General features: G+C 54.8%; 19 protein-coding genes. 9 read left to right on the top strand and 10 right to left on the bottom strand.

Translation table 11 applies throughout. The features are described from left to right. The first annotated feature begins 34 nt into the window (after positions 1-34). On the top strand, positions 35-748 hold the full coding sequence (gene sfsA, locus MLD66_RS09225; RefSeq protein WP_247217184.1) for a DNA/RNA nuclease SfsA: 714 nt from the start codon (positions 35-37) through the stop codon (positions 746-748). Here the strand turns inward: sfsA and MLD66_RS09220 are convergent. Beyond that, the gene (locus MLD66_RS09220) at positions 715-1,065 is read right to left on the bottom strand and encodes a hypothetical protein (RefSeq protein ID WP_247217182.1); all 351 of its coding nucleotides are present in this window, start codon (positions 1,063-1,065) and stop codon (positions 715-717) included. The genes sfsA and MLD66_RS09220 overlap by 34 nt on opposite strands. A 78-nt stretch (positions 1,066-1,143) precedes the next feature. Here MLD66_RS09220 and MLD66_RS09215 point away from each other — a divergent pair, with 78 nt between their 5' ends. The 3 genes from MLD66_RS09215 (at position 1,144) to MLD66_RS09205 (ending at position 3,790) form a co-directional block, all read left to right on the top strand. Beyond that, positions 1,144-2,136 carry a sulfate ABC transporter substrate-binding protein gene (locus tag MLD66_RS09215; protein ID WP_247219048.1) on the top strand — a complete coding sequence of 331 codons (993 nt, stop codon included), beginning with the start codon at positions 1,144-1,146 and terminating at the stop codon, positions 2,134-2,136. After that, positions 2,136-2,963 carry a sulfate ABC transporter permease subunit CysT gene (gene cysT / locus MLD66_RS09210; RefSeq protein ID WP_247217180.1) on the top strand — a complete coding sequence of 276 codons (828 nt, stop codon included), beginning with the start codon at positions 2,136-2,138 and terminating at the stop codon, positions 2,961-2,963. Before MLD66_RS09215 ends, cysT begins: the two co-directional genes overlap by 1 nt. A gap of 359 nt (positions 2,964-3,322) precedes the next feature. After that, a complete protein-coding gene (locus tag MLD66_RS09205; RefSeq protein ID WP_247217178.1) occupies positions 3,323-3,790 on the top strand; it encodes a tellurite resistance TerB family protein in 468 nt (155 codons plus the stop codon). On the opposite strand, the gene MLD66_RS09200 is transcribed toward MLD66_RS09205, so the two are convergent. Further along, positions 3,723-4,646 carry a CHAD domain-containing protein gene (locus MLD66_RS09200; RefSeq protein ID WP_247217176.1) on the bottom strand — a complete coding sequence of 308 codons (924 nt, stop codon included), beginning with the start codon at positions 4,644-4,646 and terminating at the stop codon, positions 3,723-3,725. The genes MLD66_RS09205 and MLD66_RS09200 overlap by 68 nt on opposite strands. 86 nt (positions 4,647-4,732) lie before the next feature. After that, complete coding sequence (gene cysH / locus MLD66_RS09195) at positions 4,733-5,461, bottom strand: phosphoadenosine phosphosulfate reductase (RefSeq protein ID WP_247217174.1); 729 nt, start codon at positions 5,459-5,461, stop codon at positions 4,733-4,735. A 143-nt stretch (positions 5,462-5,604) separates the two neighbouring features. On the opposite strand from cysH, the gene MLD66_RS09190 reads away from it, so the two are divergent. Further along, on the top strand, positions 5,605-7,365 hold the full coding sequence (locus MLD66_RS09190; protein WP_247217172.1) for an NADPH-dependent assimilatory sulfite reductase hemoprotein subunit: 1,761 nt from the start codon (positions 5,605-5,607) through the stop codon (positions 7,363-7,365). Between the two features lie 337 nt (positions 7,366-7,702). Here MLD66_RS09190 and MLD66_RS09185 read toward each other — a convergent pair whose 3' ends face one another. Both MLD66_RS09185 and MLD66_RS09180 read right to left on the bottom strand, forming a co-directional pair. Continuing rightward, positions 7,703-7,927, bottom strand: coding sequence for a hypothetical protein (locus tag MLD66_RS09185; RefSeq protein WP_247217170.1), 225 nt, complete (start codon positions 7,925-7,927; stop codon positions 7,703-7,705). Further along, complete coding sequence (locus MLD66_RS09180; protein ID WP_247217168.1) at positions 7,917-8,354, bottom strand: PIN domain-containing protein; 438 nt, start codon at positions 8,352-8,354, stop codon at positions 7,917-7,919. The genes MLD66_RS09185 and MLD66_RS09180 overlap by 11 nt, the downstream gene beginning before the upstream one ends. Positions 8,355-8,790: 436 nt before the next feature. On the opposite strand from MLD66_RS09180, the gene dacB reads away from it, so the two are divergent. From dacB to MLD66_RS09165, 3 genes are read left to right on the top strand one after another with little or no spacing between them, the layout of a single operon-like run. Beyond that, the gene (gene dacB, locus MLD66_RS09175) at positions 8,791-10,215 is read left to right on the top strand and encodes a D-alanyl-D-alanine carboxypeptidase/D-alanyl-D-alanine-endopeptidase (RefSeq protein WP_247217167.1); all 1,425 of its coding nucleotides are present in this window, start codon (positions 8,791-8,793) and stop codon (positions 10,213-10,215) included. A 44-nt stretch (positions 10,216-10,259) separates the two neighbouring features. Next, positions 10,260-11,027: an FkbM family methyltransferase gene (locus tag MLD66_RS09170; RefSeq protein ID WP_247217166.1), complete on the top strand. Its 768-nt coding sequence runs from the start codon at positions 10,260-10,262 to the stop codon at positions 11,025-11,027. A 27-nt stretch (positions 11,028-11,054) separates the two neighbouring features. Next, positions 11,055-12,461, top strand: coding sequence for a phosphoglucomutase/phosphomannomutase family protein (locus MLD66_RS09165; RefSeq protein ID WP_247217165.1), 1,407 nt, complete (start codon positions 11,055-11,057; stop codon positions 12,459-12,461). On the opposite strand, the gene MLD66_RS09160 is transcribed toward MLD66_RS09165, so the two are convergent. From MLD66_RS09160 to MLD66_RS09140, 5 genes are all read right to left on the bottom strand, one after another. Continuing rightward, positions 12,421-12,909 (bottom strand): DUF192 domain-containing protein, encoded by a 489-nt coding sequence (locus MLD66_RS09160; protein ID WP_247217163.1) that lies wholly within the window; start codon positions 12,907-12,909, stop codon positions 12,421-12,423. The two genes, MLD66_RS09165 and MLD66_RS09160, sit on opposite strands and share 41 nt — an antisense overlap. Then, positions 12,890-13,567 (bottom strand): response regulator transcription factor, encoded by a 678-nt coding sequence (locus tag MLD66_RS09155; RefSeq protein WP_247217162.1) that lies wholly within the window; start codon positions 13,565-13,567, stop codon positions 12,890-12,892. Before MLD66_RS09155 ends, MLD66_RS09160 begins: the two co-directional genes overlap by 20 nt. 905 nt (positions 13,568-14,472) lie before the next feature. Further along, positions 14,473-14,808: a hypothetical protein gene (locus MLD66_RS09150; RefSeq protein ID WP_247217160.1), complete on the bottom strand. Its 336-nt coding sequence runs from the start codon at positions 14,806-14,808 to the stop codon at positions 14,473-14,475. Positions 14,809-14,871: 63 nt separating this feature from the next. Beyond that, positions 14,872-16,218, bottom strand: coding sequence for an SLC13 family permease (locus MLD66_RS09145; protein ID WP_247217158.1), 1,347 nt, complete (start codon positions 16,216-16,218; stop codon positions 14,872-14,874). Positions 16,219-16,297: 79 nt separating this feature from the next. Continuing rightward, positions 16,298-18,373 (bottom strand): RNB domain-containing ribonuclease, encoded by a 2,076-nt coding sequence (locus tag MLD66_RS09140; RefSeq protein ID WP_247217156.1) that lies wholly within the window; start codon positions 18,371-18,373, stop codon positions 16,298-16,300. A 93-nt stretch (positions 18,374-18,466) separates the two neighbouring features. On the opposite strand from MLD66_RS09140, the gene MLD66_RS09135 reads away from it, so the two are divergent. Then, positions 18,467-19,234: a hypothetical protein gene (locus MLD66_RS09135; RefSeq protein ID WP_247217154.1), complete on the top strand. Its 768-nt coding sequence runs from the start codon at positions 18,467-18,469 to the stop codon at positions 19,232-19,234. Positions 19,235-19,239: the final 5 nt, after the last annotated feature.

Here is a 19,239-nt window from a genome sequence, read left to right as displayed (position 1 = left end):
TGCCCCGCTTTTTTAGGAAAATGTTACCCCCCCCATGCTCCTCTACACCTACCCACCCTTGCATCCAGGCACATTACAAAAACGGTACAAACGCTTTTTGGCGGATATTCTTTTGGATACGGGGGAGGTGGTCACAGCCCATTGTGCGAATACTGGACCCATGACGGGGGTGGCGGTTCCGGGTCGCCCGGTGCAGGTGTCCCATCACCCCGACCCCAAGCGTAAATTAGCCTACACCTGGGAATTGATCCATCTGGAGGACACGACCCCCACCTGGGTGAATATCAATACCGCCCGCCCCAACCCGGTACTGCGGGAATTATTAACGGTTCACGGTTTACCCGAAGTGCAGGATTATCAGCACATTACCCCGGAAGTGACCTATGGGACGGAAGGGAGCCGGATTGATTTTTGTTTGACCGGGGGGGCACGACCGATTTATATCGAGGTGAAAAATACCACTTGGGTGCAGGGGAATTTAGCCCTTTTTCCCGATACGGTCACGGTGCGGGGGCAAAAACACCTGCGGGAATTGATGCGTTTGGTGCCAGCGTGTCGGGCGTTGATTATTTATTTCATTGGGCGGGAAGACTGTACCCACTTTGCCCCTGGGGATCGGGCTGACCCGGAGTATGGTCGGTTGTTGCGCCAAGCAGTTAATGCGGGGGTGGAGGTGTTGCCCTGTCAGTTTCGGGTGAACCCTATTGGCATCAGCTATGCGGGGCGGTTGCCCCTGGTTTTGGATTGAAGCAATTTTAACTGCCGTTGTAACCACAGGGCTACGGTAAGCACCTGCCGGACTTTGCTGAGATACTGGGCTAAACCGGGGATGTGCCGCCTTAGTGACCGTGCGCCGGTGTGACCTAGCAGAATTGCGTCTGGTGCCCCCGCCAACAGGTTATGGGTCGCCCGATCCGCCCCCTCAATGGCACGGGTCACCCCCACCATCGTCTTGCGCAAACCGATGAGAATGCCGACCAACCGCCAACACCCCCAACTGATACCCAAATTAATCCCAATGACCAGCCAAATCATGCCCCCATTATCCAATGCCTGCCCCTTCATGCTACAATCACCCCTATTCCTATCGGATTTGGAGGTTTAACAATGGGTGCGCAACAATGGGGTTATGGATTCGTGGCAATGGTTGCGGGGGCGGCAATGGCGGTTTTGCCGGGTTGGTTGGCTCGGGCGCAACGGGCGACGGAGTTGACCCTGGTGAGTTATGCGGTGGCGAAACCGGTGTTTGCTAAGTTAATCCCGGAGTTTCAGAAGCAGTGGCAAGCCCGCACGGGGCAACGGGTGACGTTTAAGGAGTCCTATGGGGCTTCGGGGGCGCAAACCCGGGCGATTTTGGGCGGTTTGGAGGCGGACATTTTGGCGCAGAATATCCAGAGCAACATTGACCCGCTGGTGGAAAAGGGCTTTGTGCGGGCGGACTGGAATAAACGGTTACCCAACCAGGCGATTCCGGCGACCAGTGTGATGGTATTGGTGACCCGCCCCGGCAACCCGAAAAATATCCGCACCTGGAGCGATTTGACCCGTCCCGATGTGGAGGTGTTGTTGATTAATCCGAAAACGGCAGGGAATGCCCGCTGGGGAATTATGGCGGGGTTTGGTGCCATGCAAAGGGGGTTTGGGGAGGCGAAGGCGCAGGAGTATCTGCAACGGTTGGTGGGGAATACGAAGGTGTTGGCAAACTCCGGGCGGGATGCGACGGATAAGTTTGTCAAAAACCGCCTTGGGGATGTGATGATCAATTTTGAAAATGAGGTACTGTTTTTGAATGAATCCATCCCGCAGGATTATCCCTATGTGGCTCCTTCTCCCAATGTGCAGGTGGATTTCCCGGTGACGGTGATTGACCGGACGGTGGACAAACGGGGTACCCGTCAGGTGGCGGAGGCATTTGCCCAGTTTTTATTTACTCCTAGAGGTCAAGAACTTTACGCCGAGGCGGGGTATCGCCCCTTTGACCCGAAGGTACGCCAGCGGTTTGCCAAAAACTTTCAAAGTGTGAATCGCATCTATAAAATTGGCGATTTTGGGGGCTGGGGGAAGGTGAATGCCCTGTTGTTTGCGGATGGGGCGTTGTTTGACCAGGCACAGCGGTTGGCGGCGCAGGGGCGGTGATGCGGCGTTCCCCCTGGTTGGTCGCTGTGATGTTCACCTACCTGGGGTTTTTGTTGCTGTTGCCCTTGGGGGCGTTGGTGGGGACGGGACTGCAATATCCCTGGCAGGAAGTCTGGTCGTTGATTACTGCCCCGATGGCTCTGGCGGCGTACCAGTTGACCTTTGGGACGGCGTTGACGGCGGCGGTCTTGAATACAATCTTCGGGTTTATCCTGGCGTGGGTGCTGGTGCGCTATCGGTTTCCGGGGCGGCGGCTGTTGGATAGTCTGGTGGATTTACCCTTTGCCATGCCCTCGGTGGTGGCGGCGATTACCCTGGCGACCTTGTACGGGGCGGGGGGGGTGTTGGGGCAATTTTGGGACGAGGGCACCCCTTTGGGGCGGGTGATCCCCCTGAATTTCACTGCTTCGGTGGGGGCGGTGGTGTTGGCGCAGTTGTTTGTCACCCTGCCATTTGTGGTGCGGACGGTGCAACCGGTGCTATTGGAGTTGGAGCCGGAGGTGGAGGAGGCGGCTCATACCCTGGGGGCGGGGGATTGGCTGTGTTTTTGGCGGGTGATTCTGCCGCCGGTGGTGCCCGCTTTGGTGACCGGGTTTACCCTGGCTTTGGCGCGGGGGATTGGGGAATTTGGGGTGATTGTGATCATTTCCGGGAATATCCCCTACAAAACTTTGGCGGCGACGGTTTATGTGTATCAACAGTTGGAGGAATTTAACTATCCGGCGGCAACGGTCATTTCCCTGGTACTGCTGGCGGCTTCTTTAGCCCTATTTGCCCTGACTTCTGCCATCCAACGGTGGGTGATGCCCTCCACATCAGCAGTATAGTCACGCCCTAATAGGGGTTCTTCCGTGCTTGGTTCTCGATAGTATCGGGATTCCAGCGTGATAACCTGCTGGTAATGCCAATAAGATAGAGGGCACCTCAATATGTAGCACTCCTAAATGAGAATAGAATAGGGGTCGCAGGGGGGCACCCCCGCCCTTGGTTCTGGGTAATATGGGCATTCCCACGATGGGATTGATGATTGGCTCAAATAGATAGAGGTTCCCAATAGAATAGGGGTCGCAGGGGCACCGCCCCCGTCCTTGGTTCTGGAGAATGTTTGTTCGTGAATCGAGTAGGACTGCTATAAATAAGCTCAATTTCTGATTTACTAGAAAGGAACACCTACCCCATCAAGTCCGTGACGGGAAAACCCCTATTTGACCCTACCACTCCCTCCTCAGCGAGCCTGAGCCTGTGGGAAGGGATTGCCGCCGTGGGTGTGCTGATGATGACGGCGGATGAGGATACCGCCCCGGAGGAGGAAGACCAACTGGTGGAATTTCTCGTCCAGCAGGGGGTGCCGGTGGCGACGGCGCAGGCGGCTATCCATAAGGCGTTGCAGGTTTTGGCACAAGAGGGAATGGCACCTCTGGGGGGAGCCGCCTGTCGGGCATTAGCGGATACCAAACAGGCGGAAGTAGCGATGCGGTTGGCGGTACGGATTGCCCTGGCGGATGGGTTTGTGCTGATTGAAGAAAATACCCTGCTGATTGACCTCATCCACGTCCTGGGGGTAAGCGAGTCTCGCCTGGAGCAGATTATCCAAGAGGAATTACAGCAGGATGAGCGATTTCGTCCTTTGGGGGAACTTGATCTGCCCCATTGAGTCCCAAATCACCCAGGGTGTGATAGACCTGCTGTTGGATTGCCCGGCTCTGGAGTTGCCGCCGCAGGGTTTGCCAGGTCTGCCAGTGTTCCCCCCGCTGTTGGGTTAAACGCTCCTGTAGGGTGGGACAAGCATTGCCGATCTGGGAAGCCAGCACAAATCCATCTTGCAGATGCCCCAGCACCTCCTGCGCCTCCCGCAATAAGCCCAACGGTTCGCTCAAGCCAATATCCAGGGAGTTGTCGGCAAATTCCCACAGGTAACGGGTGCGTTTGATGGCTTTGCGTAGGTCGTGGAGCAATTCTGGATCAGCCTCCGGGGTTGTCACCCGCCAGCCCGGATGCAGTGCCAGTTCCCCCCAGGCAATTGCCAAAAGGTGCGGTACGGTTCCCGCCACCGACGCATTCCCCAGGGACTGCCAGCGGGGATGATCCAGCCATTTCCCCCAGGCTTCCTTGACCCGCTGATAAGTAGCGGAATTCAACAGGGCGACCACCTCCCGTTGCACGTCCTGCCGTTGCCGCCGCAAACCCCGGATAAAATCCCGGAGCGGTGCCTGTTCCTCAGGGGGCAATCCGGGCAGATAATCCTGCTCCAAACGGGCTAACATCACATCCCCGTCCCGCGCCTGCCCCAAGACCCGGCTGATCATCCCCACCTTGCGGGTCACCCGGGGCAGGTCTAAAACAGCCTCAAACCCGGTCATCGCCGCCCGTATCCGCCGTAGCGCCACCCGCATCTGGTGAATCGCCTCCGGGTCATCCCCCCGGCGCACCCCCGCCTCCTGCTTGCCCCACCGCTGGTAAGCCCGGCGGAGATGGGGATGCAACCACTGTCCCAGGGTCGTTGGTGTCATCGCTCCCCCCAAGGTTAAGAACTGGTTAATCCCATATCCGTTCATTATAGATAGGGCATGGGGGACTCGCCAGATGGGTTGGTTCCTTAAATGTGGATGCCGCACTCGGTTTTGCCGGTACCCCGCCAGCGCCCTGCCCGTTCATCCTCCCCTTCGGCGACCGGGGTGGTCAGGGGTTCATCGCCGATGCTGGCGTAGCCCTGGTCGTGCAGGGGGTTGTAGGGCACCTGATGCTCCATCACGTACTGCCAGCTTTGGGTACGGGTCCAGTTAGCCAGGGGATTGATTTTCAAGCGTTGCTGTTTATCCCACTCCAAAATGGGCATATCCGAGCGGGTGTGCGCCTGATCCCGCCTGCGCCCGGTGATCCACGCCACCGTCCCCAACTCCGCCAGCCCCCGTTGCAGGGGTTCAATTTTAGTCAGGTAATGGAACTGCTCAATATCCGTTTCCCAGAGTTTGTCTCCGTAGCGTTGGGCAAAGGCGCTCCGGGAATCCACCGTCATGATCCGGTAAATTTTTAGGTTCAGATCGTAGTGCTGGGTACTGCGGGCGACCAACTCCAGCGTTTCCGGGAAATGGTGCAGGGTGTCGAGGAATAAAACGGGTACCGGATGCCGGGGGCGAAATTCTCGGTAAAGCAGGTCGGTAATCACCATGTCATCCACATTAAAGGCACTGGCTTGCACCAACCCCTCCGGCAGGGTCTCGGTCGCCCAGGCTAAAATTTCCCGGGGTTGCGCCGCCTCTAATTCCTGGTTGAGCACCGCCAAATCTAAAGCCTGTACTTTTTGCATCACTTCAGCGAACATCATCTGCTCCGTAGGGGCATTCGTTTTACCACCATACGGGGTCTGGATTGACTGAGCCGGATTCATTTAGCTTCCCTTAAGAGTGTGACCACAAAAAAATGATACATTAGAGAAACCAACAAAACCCGACCGGAATTAGCGACATAATGACTTCCATTCCCCCCACCGAAGCGCAGGTGCGTTTGCCCCGGAGTGAGGCGGTCAAGGTTGCCAGCGATTATCTCCGGGAACCCCTTGCCACGGAAGCCCGCCAACCCACCACCCATTTCAGCGAAGCGGCGGTGCAGATTTTGAAATTTCACGGCTCCTACCAGCAGGATGACCGGGACAAACGGCAGGAATTGCGCCAACAGGGGTTAGAGCGGGATTTTTCCTTGATGCTCCGCACCCGTCAACCGGGGGGCTACGTCCCGGCACCCCTCTACCGCACCCTAGATGCCCTAGCGGATGCTTATGGGAATGGTACCCTGCGGGTGACGACCCGGCAAACCTTTCAGATGCACGGGGTGCTCAAGGCGAATGTGCAGACCGTGATTGAAGCAATTGTGCGGAACATGGGCACGACCCTCGCCACCTGCGGGGATATTAACCGGAATGTGATGGCACCCCCGGCACCTTTTTTGAACCGCCCCAGCTATCGCCACGCCCAGGACTACGCCCAGCGGTTATCGGATTTGCTGTTGCCCCGCACTCGCAGTTATTACGAGTTGTGGATTGACGACCAGGAGGTGGACATTCCGGCATTACCGGCGCTAAACCCTTTGCCCAAAATCCATTTGGACGACCCGGTGGAACCCCTCTATGGCAACCAATACCTGCCCCGCAAATTCAAATGCGCCATTACCGTCCCGGATGACAATTCGGTGGACATTTATTCCCAGGACATTGGCTTGATCGTCATCACCGATGCCAAGGGGGAATTGCGGGGCTTTAATATCCTGGTCGGGGGGGGCATGGGGCGCACCCACAACAAAGAAGAAACGTTCCCCTTGTTGGGGCAACCCTTGGGATTTGTCCCGGCGGCACAGATTGAAACGGTGATCCAGGCAATCCTGGCTGTCCAACGGGATCACGGCAACCGGCAGGACCGCAAACAAGCCCGCATGAAGTATCTTGTCCACAATTGGGGCATTCGTAAATTCCGCCAGGTGGTGCAAGAATATGCGGGGCAAAAACTCAAACCCTGGCACAAAATTCCCCCCTTTCCCGCAGGCTTGAATTACCTCGGCTGGCAACCCCAGGGGGACGGCAAGTTATTTTTGGGTCTTTCCATTCCCAACGGGCGGATTCGGGACACCGAGGACAGCCAACTGAAAACCGCCCTGCGCTTGATCAATGAGCAATTTGCCCTACCCCTGCAACTCAGCCCCACCCAGGATGTGATCCTCCGGGACATTGACCCCCAGTGGCGGGAGAAAATCACTGCCATACTCCGTCAGCATCGGGTGCCCTTGCCGGATGACCTGTCCCCCTTCACCCGTTTGGCGATGGCGTGTCCTGCCCTGCCCACCTGTGGTTTGGCCATCACCGAATCCGAGCGGGTACTCCCGGATTTTGTACAGCAGGTGGAAACCCTCTGGGGCGAGGTGGGTTTGGCAGATACCCCCTTGATTATCCGCATGACCGGCTGTCCCAATGGCTGTGCCCGTCCCTACTTGGCGGAATTGGGTTTGGTGGGTGCCTTGCCCGGCTATTACCAGGTGTGGGTGGGAGCCAGTGCCAATGGGGACCGTCTCGCCCAGGTGCTCTGGGAAAAAATGCCCTTAGAAAATTTAACCCAAGCCCTGAAACCAGTGTTTACATTTTACAAACAAGAGCGGTACATGGGTGAGCGGTTTGGGGATTTTTGTCACCGGGTGGGATTGAGCCAATTGCAACAGCGGTTTGCCCCCAGCGTCAGCGGTTAACCAGATAACCATCCCTAAAAATACGGTTCCGAATCAGGGCGGGGTACGGTTTGCTCTAAACCCTTATGACCATTCAGGGGCAATGGCTCTATGGCAATACCAAATGAGAAGGGAATAGGGCTTCGCAGGGGCATTCTGGAGACCCCAATATCTTACTACACGACAAGGAAAAAAGCACACCAACAACAAAGTTTTAGATGTTAAGCTTTAGGAGTCTTAGATTCTATGACGTATGATGAGTGTGACTGTAAAGACAGCGATTGACCCCGCCATTTTCTCTACAGATTTTACCCGTATCTCCCCTGACATCAGCTTGGGTAAGAAGTGAATCGCCGTGTTATTCACCGTTGTTTTGTTTTCTTTGTGCGAAGGCTTGGATTTTTTCGTACAAACTATCTACCGTTTCGCCTGTAAATAGTTTATCTTTAGTTTGGAGATAGTCGCCACTTCCTAAGCCTAAATAAGCAACAAAACGGGCAACTTTCCAAGGCTCCATTTCTTTGACTAAAATTTTTAGAGCTTCTGCTAGGATTTGTTGATCGTCTGCTAAGTTAACCCTCATTGCCCAACTCCAAAATAAAATTTACTGGATTAAGAACGGAAATGGTCAAGCTCGTACAACGGTTGATGAGCCGTTTATCACAGGTTAGCATATAGTTACAGTTTGCGGCTTCAGCGCAGGCAATGTGCAAGGCATCTAATTCTTTTACTCCTCTTTCTTGTAGTTTTTTAGCACGATCTCTAATCCCTAGTGTAAGTGTCTGGTGGTGAGTGGCAAACTGAAAATATGTAAGGACAAATAAGGTTTGCTCTGGTTTGGGATTACGGCTGATTTCATATTCTAATACCTCAGAAATGATAAGTTCTATTTGTCGACTCTCAATGGCTTGAAAAATTAATATAATAGCCTGAGTTTCTAAAAAGATTTTAGCTTGGGATTGGTCATCAAATGGGCGGTGAAAAACGCTAGTGTCTAGGTAAACCCTCACTACAGCACTTCCTCCGCCATTTTCTCAGCACCTTTTACCCGAACCTCCCCTGACATTACCTTTGGTGTACCGATAATCGAGGGTTGGTATCCTGCCTCTCTACATATATTTTCTATCACCGGGCGTTTATTAGCATTGGCAAGTGGATAAGAGTCGTTCTGAGGGCTATCAGTCCGTGCCCTGGAGGGAGGCTAGAGAGTATCAAAAGGAGCTACGTCGTGGAAGATAGAGACTATTGTTTAGGCTACACAAGAGTTTCACAACGTGGAGTATATCATCACTGGTACAATGTATGGGCTATAGTAATCCTACATGAATTGGGAACAGGGTTTCGCAGGGGCATCGCCCCCGTCTTTGGTTCTGGAAACTTTGTGTATGCCTACGGCACGCCAGCTAATGTAAATCAAGTAGGATTGCTATATCTGCTGAGCTAGTCATGATGTTTCTTGCTAATCCACCCACGCCCGTACAATTGTGTCGCACCTCTTTAACCAATACATTGGATCAAATCCGTCAGCAACCGGAGTACCAAAAGGCGCATTGGGGAATTTTAATTCAGACCCAGGAAAATCCACCCCGCACGTTGTATGACCACCAAAGCCAGCGGTTCTTTCTACCTGCTTCTACTACTAAACTCCTGACTACGGCGGCGGCTTTTGTCCGTTTGGGGGGCGAACATCGCCTGCGAACCGTATTTTATCAACAGGGGCGGCAGTTGCATTTGGTGGGGCAGGGCGACCCGACTTTGACAACCCTTAAATTGCAACAATTGGCGCAAAAAATTACCCCCAGTCAACGGCAAACTTTTGATACCGTTGTGATTCAAACCGGCTATTTTCAAGGCCCTAATTTTAATGACCAATGGGAATGGCAGGATATTCTCACTACTGATATGGTGCCGGTGAATAATTTAATTTTGAATCGCAATGAGAGTCAGGTGCGGCTGGTGGCACAAACTTCCGGCAAACCGGCACGGGTTGTCTGGTCTGACCCGATTGCGGGGCGTTACTGGCAAATTATCAACACCACCCGCAGTACTACCACGCCCACCCAGCCGGTGAACATTTGGATTCCGCCGGGGTTACCCCAGTTGCATCTGCGGGGGGATGTGACCCCGCAACCCCTGAGTTTTACTGTGCCTATTTTGGATACGGATCAGTATCTTATGCAGACAGTGACCCGGCTTTTTCCTAACAAAAAAGTGGTCTTGCGACGAACGGTACTGCCAGCCAATTTGGGGACGGAGGTGGCGGCGGTGGCATCGGTGCCGGTGGCGCAGTTGATAACCCAGACCAATCAACTCAGTGACAATTTGTATGCGGAAGCCCTGTTGCGGCATTTGGGGGCGGTCAGCAATCCCCGGATTCCCAGTGATTTCGCCGGGATTCAGGCGGTACAAAACGTGTTGGCGGGTCTGGGGGTTAGCCCTGGCGGGGTACTCCAAAGTGACGGCTCCGGGTTATCTCGCCACAACCGGGTGACACCCCTGGCGTTGGTACAGCTCTTGCAGGGCATGGCGGTTGCCCATCCCAGTTATGCTGATTCTTTGGCGGTTCCGGGACTGCCGGGCACCCTACGTCGGCGGTTTACCCAGACGGACATTGACCTACAGGCGAAAACCGGCACCCTAGCGGGGGTTGCGGCTCTATCGGGTTATCTACAACCCCGCCATCGTCCCCGATTGGTATTTGCAATTGTGGTGAACCTGTCGGAACAACCGGCGGCGAACCTCCGGCGGGGCATTGACCAGATGGTGATGGCGGTGCATGATTGGGCGGAAAATTCTCCCCCTGACCAATGGGGAAATTGTGCCCAGGCCACCTATGGGCAGGCATTGTCTGCATTTCTGATCACAAAATAAAATAATCTTGATCTGCTTGCCATGTAAATAAATAGAGGTACCCCATGCTGGTTAAGACCTTAAAAAATTGGCTCAATCATTTTCCCTATATCAAGCAGGTTTTGAAAAGCATCAAAAGAAACTTACTCAAAATTGCCAGTATTTTCAGACCCGAATTAACCCCAATCACCAGCGGGACGTTTGACCTAGACGAATTGGTGACATTATTAGGTAACGATGACCCGGTGATCTTGGAAGTTGGGGCCAATGATGGGAGCCATACGGCTCTGTTTTTAGAACTTTTTCCCAGGGCGAAAATCTATGCCTTTGAACCTGATCCCCGTGCGTGTGAGAAGTTTCAGCAGAGATTAGGCACTGACCCCAGGGTCGTGTTAGAAAAGATAGCGATTTCTGCAATAGATGGGGAAATTGATTTTTTTATGAGCGATAGCAGACCATCGGAACATATACCTGCTCACTGGGATATGTCTAGCTCCATTAGAAAACCCAAAAAACATCTGGAAGTATTTCCCTGGTGTACCTTTGAGCAAACAATCAAAGTCCCTACCCATCGCTTGGACACCTGGTTGCAAAGGGCGGGAATTCAACACATTGATTTTATTTGGGCAGATGTCCAGGGGGCAGAAATTGATCTGATTCAAGGCGGCAAGACTGCTTTAGCGCACACCCGTTATTTTTATACGGAATATGCCAATGAGGAGTTGTACGAAGGACAGGTTTGCCTGCGAGATATGCTTCGGTTACTACCTAATTTCCAATTAATTTACCGCTTTAGTGGTGATGTTTTACTCAAAAATAAATGCTTAAAATAAAATCAATTCGGTATGGGAGCAACGCACATGGAACCAATTCGCTTTGGAACGGATGGCTGGCGGGGGGTGATCGCCCGGGAATTTACCTTCGCCCGGCTCGCCCAGGTAGCACAGGCGGCGGCAACCGTTTTAGCCCAAACCTACGGGGATACCACAGCACCAATTTTGGTCGGCTATGACCGGCGGTTTTTGTCCCCGGAATTTGCCCAAACAGCGGCGCAGGCGGTGGCGCAAACCGGATTCCCGGTACGTTTGGCGACCCAACCGGCTCCCACCCCGGCGTTGAGTTATCAGGTGCGCCAGCAACAGGCGATGGGGGCCTTGGTGATCACCGCCAGCCACAACCCCTCGGAATACAACGGGTTGAAGGTCAAAGGCAGTTTTGGCGGCTCGGTTGCCCCGGAAATTACCAAGCAAATCGAAGCCCAGTTAGAACAAATGCTCCCCCAGCGTTCTGGCGGTGGGATTCAGCCGTTTGACCCTTGGCCCGATTATCTAAATGCCTTACAACAGCAGGTGGATGTACCGCAGATTCAAGCCGGTTTGACCCACTGGCGGGTGTGGGTGGATGTCATGCACGGGGCGGCGGCAGGGGGGTTGACCCGCATCCTGGGAACCTGTGTACAGGAATTGCGGACCCAGCGGGATGTATTGTTTGGGGGGTATCCGCCGGAACCCTTGCCTGCTTATTTGGAGGAATTGCGGCGTACCTTACAAAGTCATCCGGGTAACCAGGTGGGGCTGGTGTTTGACGGGGATGGGGACCGGATTGCGGCGATGGACGGGCAGGGAAATTTTCTCTCGCCCCAGGTGCTGATTCCCATCTTGATTCAACATTTGGCGCAACACCGGGGGTTGACCGGGCGGGTGGTGAAAACGATTAGCGGTTCGGAATTGATTGCCAAAACGGCGGCGTATTACGGGTTGCCGGTGGTGGAAACCCCCATTGGGTTTAAGTACATTGCCCAGGAAATGCTCCAGGGGGGGGTGCTGTTGGGCGGGGAGGAATCCGGCGGCATTGGGTACGGGCATTATCTACCGGAACGGGATGCTCTGCTGTCGGCGCTGTATCTGCTCGAAGCCATTGCCGTCACCCAAAAACCCCTGGAGGTGCAGTACCAGGAACTCCAACAAAAGCTAAACTTTGTCAGTACCTACAACCGGATTGATGTGCCTTTAGCCGACCAGGGGGTACGGGATGCTTTACTCGCCCAACTGGCGACCCAACCGCCTACGGAAATTGCCGGTCTGCCCGTCGTCAAAACCTGGAGTGGCGATGGGTATAAATTTTATCTCCATGACCAAAGTTGGTTGCTCATTCGCTTTAGTGGCACGGAACCACTCCTGCGCTTGTACTGCGAATCGCCGACCCCAGAACAGGGACAAACCATGCTCACTTGGGCACGCCACTGGGCGGAATCCAGCGCACGATGAGGGTATCGCCGACCTTGAGACCCAACTGTTCTGCCCGACCGGGTGCCAGTTCGATCACGCTATCCACCAAGCCATCCGGGCCATAGGTGGGGCAACGGGGGGTGGTACAGGGCGGCACCTTGGGGAAAATGGCGAGGATTTTATTCTCATGGAGAAAAACCATATCAATCGGGGTACGCATATTTTTCATCCAAAAGCTGACCGGCCGGGGGGGCTGAAAGGGAAAGAACATCCCCCGGTTGGGTTCCAGGCGTTCCCGGTACATCAACCCCAGGGCTTGTTGCTCCGGTGTCCACGCCACTTCCAGGAGAATCTGCTGGCCGTTGTGCTTAAATTGGGCCCGCACCGGCAAATTTTGGGGGGTTTGGGCAAAGGCGATGGAACTCCCCCCCAGCCAACCCCAGAGCAGAGCCCCCCACAGCCAGGATTTAAGGTTCCCGGAGGACATAGCCCACCCCCCGCACGGTTTGAATCAGATGCTTTTCCCCAGGTTGGTCCAGTTTCAAGCGCAGATAACGTACATACACTTCAATGACATTGGATTCATGCACCGACTGGTAACCCCACACCTGTTCCATGATTTCTTCCCGGGTGAGTACCCGCCCCGGATTTTGCATGAGAAATTTGAGCAGGTCAAATTCTTTCATCGTCAGTTGGATTTGCCGTTCTTGGCGCAGGGCAATGCGGGTATTCAAATCCAGGGTCAAGTCCGCAAAGGTCAAACGTTCCGCCGGGTCGGTCTGGGGTTGCACATAAAGTTTGAGCCAGTGGAGCAGGTCCTTGCGGGGATAGGGCGGGCTGAGGTAGTCCCAAGCCCCAGACTCCAAACAAGTCACCCGTTCCTCCAGGGTATCCCCCTCGGTGAGGAGCAGGATCGGCAACGGGGGATGGGTTCTGCTGACCTGCTGGCAGAGGGTCAACCCGGCGGGGCTGGTGGCTACAATGAGCAAACTAACGGAATGCGTAGCCAAATAGGGGTACACCTCACTGGGTTCCGCCAGGGGTTGGCAGGGATACCCCGCTTCGCTCAGGTCGGTCATCAAGCGTTGCCGCAGGGTGCTATCCCCAACGACGAGCAAGATACGGGCCGCACTAGGTTCGGTCATAGGGGTGATTCCTGGGGCCCAAATATCTGCTACTATACCGGTCTTTGGGCACAAACGCATGGCACATCATGGTACTACTGTGAAAGCAAGACTGAAAGTTGACCATCTGGTTCCTGACCACTGCCAATCATAAATCGAGGGGTAGGTCCATGAGATAAAAAATTGTTAATCCGTTAGAACATAATACAGCATGGGAGCTACCAAAACTGTAACATTTCGTAGTTAAGTTGTGAGAGGATTAAAACATCCTAAAAAATGGAAATTTTCATGGGAATTAATAGAGCCATTGGCAAAAAAACGGCTCATGTTCACTCTTGTTATTAAGGGCATCTCTATGTTATTCGAGCCAAGCTAACATCTCATCCTTGGCATACCCATATTACCCAGAACCAAGGACGGGGGCGGTGCCCCTGCGACCCCTATTCTATTCTCATTTAGCATTGCTCTATATAGCAATCCGACTTGATTAACGTTAGCTGGCGTGCCGTAGGCATATAGAAATTCTCCAGAACCAAGGGCGGGGGTGCCCCCTGCGACCTATTTTTAGAAGTGCCCTTAAGAGACAAGCCCATAGCTTTTCAAATTTTGACAACTTCCGGGCGAGCACCTTAGCCCCATTCTCTCATTAGAAAAAATTATCACCCTAAATCTAAGAGAGCCAACTTCTCTAGCCATTCCAAGGTGATTGCCAATCAGATAAATAAAGGGAACCTCTATTTATTTGAACCAATCATAAATCCCATCGTGGGAATGTCCATATTACCCAGAACCAAGGGCACTGCGACCGCTAACTTTGAATTGATAGAGGTGCCCTAAATAATAAATCATCGAACTTGTTCAAATTCCCAAAACCGTCCGCACTTGGGTCAAAAATTCCTGTTCATTATTAGCGACCCCATCTACCGCTAAAAATTCCTGCAATTTTTGGTAGGCATCCCCTGGCGAGTTTCCAGGGTTGGCAAACGGTCACGAATGGACTGCAAAAGCTGTAACCGGCTGGGCAAATTTTCATAGGCCATGCGAATTTTCGGCATATTGACCTGTAGATAAATGCTCAGGGCTTGCCCCGATTCCCAGGGTAAATCCCCCAGTTTTGCCGCTAACAAATCCCCCTCCGCCACCGAAAGCAGATGATCCGTGTACATCCCCAACAAAAGCAAATCCACCAGGGCTTCCCGTTGGGGTTGCAGAGCCGGTTGTGGCGGGTCTTTTCTAAGTAACTTTTTGAAACGCTCAAGCATTGGCAAACTTCCCCAGGGGCAGGACTACCTGTACTTTAGCGGAAGGGGACACCGGGGACAATCTCAACTCGGCAGGAGGAAAAACCGCACCAACAAAAAAATCGCCGCCGTGCCCAACTGGGCAATCATCACGGGCAGACCGTAGAGCAAAAAACCGCCAAAGGAAATGCGACGGCCATGTTGTTCCGCCACCCCAGCGGCTACGATATTGGCGGAAGCGCCGATCAACGTGCCATTGCCCCCCAAGGTGCCCCCGATCATCATGGCGAAAAAGAGGGGCTGTACCGCCGCCGGCAGTTCCCTCTGCGCCCCGGGTTCTAAAATCGCCGCACTCACCCACCCCTCCTGCACCAAATAGGCATTGAGCAACGCCAGCATGGCAACTGCTAAGGGGATATTGGGCACCAAACTGGAAAGGACCCCCGTCAATAGCAAAATCAATAGGGCATTCAACGCCATATTATTGCCCAATACCTGCGCCATGACTTGGGAAAGTTGTTGAATAATTCCCGCTTTTTCCAGACCGCCAATCAACACAAAAAAAGACATGAAAAAGATTAGGGTACTCCAATCCACATCCCGCAGAATGTTGTGTACCGTATCAATTTTGCTATTGTGCGCCAACAGCAGGGCTAAGGTCGCCCCCATCAAGGCCACCCCCGCTGGGGTCATGGGCACGGGCAAATATTCCCCCACCACAAAAAAGACCAACACAAATAAAACAATTACACTCCCCGCCGTCAACATCAGCGGATGATTCACCTGGGGATGGGGCAACTGCTCCAAATTGGTCAACTGCTTGCGCCAGGTTTTGGGAAACAACCAGGGCAACATCACCAAGATAGTTCCCACCGCCACCACCCCCGCTAGGCTCAACCGCCAGAAATACTCCAGAAAACCCATGCCGATCGCATCCCCGATGATAAAGGTCACCGGGTCCCCCACCAGGGTCAATAAACTGCCACTGTTGGCCGTGATCACCAGCAAAATCAACAGGGGGACACAATCCACCCCAATCTCCTCCGCCAAGGTGGGGAATAGGGGAGCCAGGAGCATCACCGTCGTGGCATTGGGCAAAAAGGCGGTCACCACCGTTGTCAGCCCCACCACCCCCAACAGCAGGCGTTTTCCCTGCCCCCGGGCGAATAGCACCATCTGGGTCGCCCAGTATTCAAAAATTTTGGTCGGCTCAAACGCCCGTACCAACACCATCACGCCAAAAAACAAGGCCAGGGTGCTGTAGCTTTGGCCGATATAGCCCACCGCCTCCCCCAAACTGAGGACATGGACAAAAACCAAGACCATTGCCCCCAGGAGTGCCGCCACGGTCAGATGCACCCACTCGGTCATGATCAGCACCAAGACCAGCAGGAACGTCATGCCTGTCACCGTTATCTGCCACGTTGCCATAAACCTCCCTGGCGTGCCTGGGTGGAAACCGTCTCTGCCAATTGTCGTTACGTTAGCCAGTCCCGCTGGGAAACGTCAATCACTCGGCGGCTGTATCCGGGGGAATGGCATCCGGGAGTTCCGCTGGTGTGGTCATCTCCGGCGGCAGTACCAAGTCCACCTGTTGCCGGTAATAGTCAATGCCCTTGACCACCACCTCCAGCACCGTTCCCACCGCAAAGGTCGCATTGGTTTTCCGTCCCACTAGGGCCTGTTGTTTGGGGCGAAATTCGTACCAGTCATTTTTCAAGGCGGTCACGTGCACCAGCCCCTGTAGGGGTGTATGCTGAATTGCCACAAAAAAGCCGTAGGATTCCACCCCCACCACCAAGCCCCGCACGGTCTGCCCTGGGCTGAGCTGACAGCGATGCAACCACACCAGATGGCGGTAGTCCTCCCGTGCCTGCCGGTGGGCCCGTTCCCGTTCCTGGAGTTGGGGGAGCAGTTGTTGCGCCCGGTGGTACAACTCCTCCTGGACGCTGGGGGGCAGTACCGGCCAATCCACCCGCCCATGACAGGTGCTACTGCGGGGGTCAATCGTCTCCTTCGAGCGGGGACTTTTCCGGTCTTTCCCCTGGGTAAATAGGGCCCACAGCACCCGCTGGTTGTGTAAATCGGCGTAGCGGTCAAAGGCGGCCACCCCATGCAAATACGGCTCCCTGCCTACCCCAAAATGCGCCCCCGGTTGCAGGCTATCGGTGGGAGGCTTGAGGATTTCCAGGAACAAATCCTGGAGTAGGGGTGCCCATTCATGCGCTTGGATCATCGGTAAGAGAATGCGGGTATCCAATTGCTCCGGGGGGTTCAGCCCCAATTCCGTCAAGAGAAAGCGATACCGTTCCCAGGCTTCCGCATCCGGTGGGGGTTGCACCCGGAATAGACCCGGCAGTTGTAACGCCTGCATGTGCCGTGCCAAGAGATGATTCGCCAAGATTGCCAGCCGCTGGGCCACCGCCTGCTCCCCGGTTAACTGAGCCAAGGGAAACCCGGTGGGATGCTCATCCGGGGTCAGTTGGGGTTCCGCCAAGGTCAAACCCGGTGCCGTTTGGGTACCCATCACCCACTCGGTCACCCCCTGAACCAATTCTGCTGGGGGCGTTGCGGTCACCCGTACCCACCCCGGTTCAAGGCGGTACGTACCAATTTCCCCCGTGCTATCCACCGCCACCCACAGGGAAAGGCTCGGCCATTCGGTGCGAACCGGCAGAGGCGGAGTCATGGGGACTCGGGTTTCCGCCAAACCAAAACTCGCCCCCTGCTGGCTGGCATACCAATCCACTAGGGTTTCCGGGGGGATACTCCCAGTGGCATCGGGGATATGGATTCCCAGCAAACGCCCCCCATCCGCCCCCGGTTCCCAGGAGACCGCCAAATGCCCCAGCCCCCACGTCACCCGCTCCCGGTAATCCTGGCGGGGCAATTCATCCCCCGTCGGCGCCAACGTCTTGGGCAAAGTCTCCGGCATTTCCGACAGGAGGTTGTGTTTACACAAAACCAAGGTGGCGGGGTCGGCCCTGCCCGCATCTGGCCCCAAAACCCGTTTCACCACCCCCTGGGCCGGGAGTTGAGCCAGGGGATAACGGGCAATCGTCACATAGACCAACTGCTCCTCCCATTCGGCCACCGTCTCCGGCAGTGCGACCGTGATATTCAACCGTTCATCCATCGGTTTGGCCACATAGCCCGTCTCTGTCCGTTGCACCTGCGCCACCAGAGCCGTAATCGCTCGCTCCAACACCACGAACACTTCCCCTTCGGGACTGCGGCGGTTGCGCCCCTTCCGCATCACCTTGATCAACCCCCGGTCCCCATGCCAGGCGGTTCCCAGGTAGCGGGCCGGAATGTAAATATCCGCCGCCCCCGGTTCCTCTTGAATCGCCCAAAAACTGCCCCGGGAAAACCGCAACCGGGCTTTGACCACATCCGGCACAGTCACCCGCCGGTATTTGCCAAACTCCTCCGTGACCAACTCTAACTTGGTGAGGGCATCCAGGGCAATTTTCAAACGCAGACGGTCGTTTTCATCCTCACAAAAGAGTTTTTTCGCCAACACCTTGGGGGCAATTAACTTGTCTTCCGGCAGATTTCCTAATAACTCAGCAATCGAAAACGGCATAGCTGTCCCCGCATCTTCCTGGTTTCACTGTACCATTCCCATCCCCCCATCTTGGCAGATTCTTCCCCACTTGCTACCATAGTGGGAAATGATATGGGAATTCCCATCACCCATCCCGTTCATGCTACCCAACCGAGGAGTGCCATGCCTGCCCCAGCCAATGGACATCACCCGGACAATCGGATTGACCCCGCCGGGTTTGATTCCGACACCCAAATTGACAGTTTCCCCGTCGAACTTCTGGAAGACCGTTACCAATTGGGGCACAATGCCCTGTACAACCGGCTCAAGGGCTTGGGGATCAAACCCTTCAAAGTCAGTCGGCGGGCCTACATTACCACCCAGGAATTGGAACGGTTGGATCAACTGCACAGCCATCTGCAACAGGGGGGAACCATCAACGATTTTCTCGCCCAGGAACCCACCCCCCCCACCGAATTGAGCCTCAACCGCACGGAGATTCCCGTCAATCTCAGCCATTTGATTGGCACGGTTGCCGATGCGGTGGCCGGAGCCGTGGTCACCAGTATGCGCTCCACCGCCGGGGTGATTGCCGATGCGGTCGCTACCCGTCTGGCTCAACTCCAACCCACCACCGACCCCCTGGAATACCTCCGCACCCTGGAAGAAGCCCATCGCAATGGCTGGATTTTGAGCACGTCCGAGGTGGCGCACCTCCTGCGGGTCTCCCCTCGTACCATCACCGAACACGGGGAACTGTTTGAGGATTCCGGGTTTGTGTTTGTGCGGGTGGGGAAAAAGCGGGGGGAAGTGGCTTGGCACGTGGCGAAACCGGGGGACTTGCCCCCCCCAGAACGGTATCAACCGATGGACCCCAAAACCGGCTATCCCCAATGGTGAACGCT

The organism is Synechococcus sp. C9, assembly GCF_022984075.1.
Classification (GTDB): domain Bacteria; phylum Cyanobacteriota; class Cyanobacteriia; order Gloeomargaritales; family Gloeomargaritaceae; genus Gloeomargarita.
The sequence above is the reverse complement of the archived record's forward strand: the minus strand, read 5'-3'. Positions and strand labels throughout refer to the sequence as shown.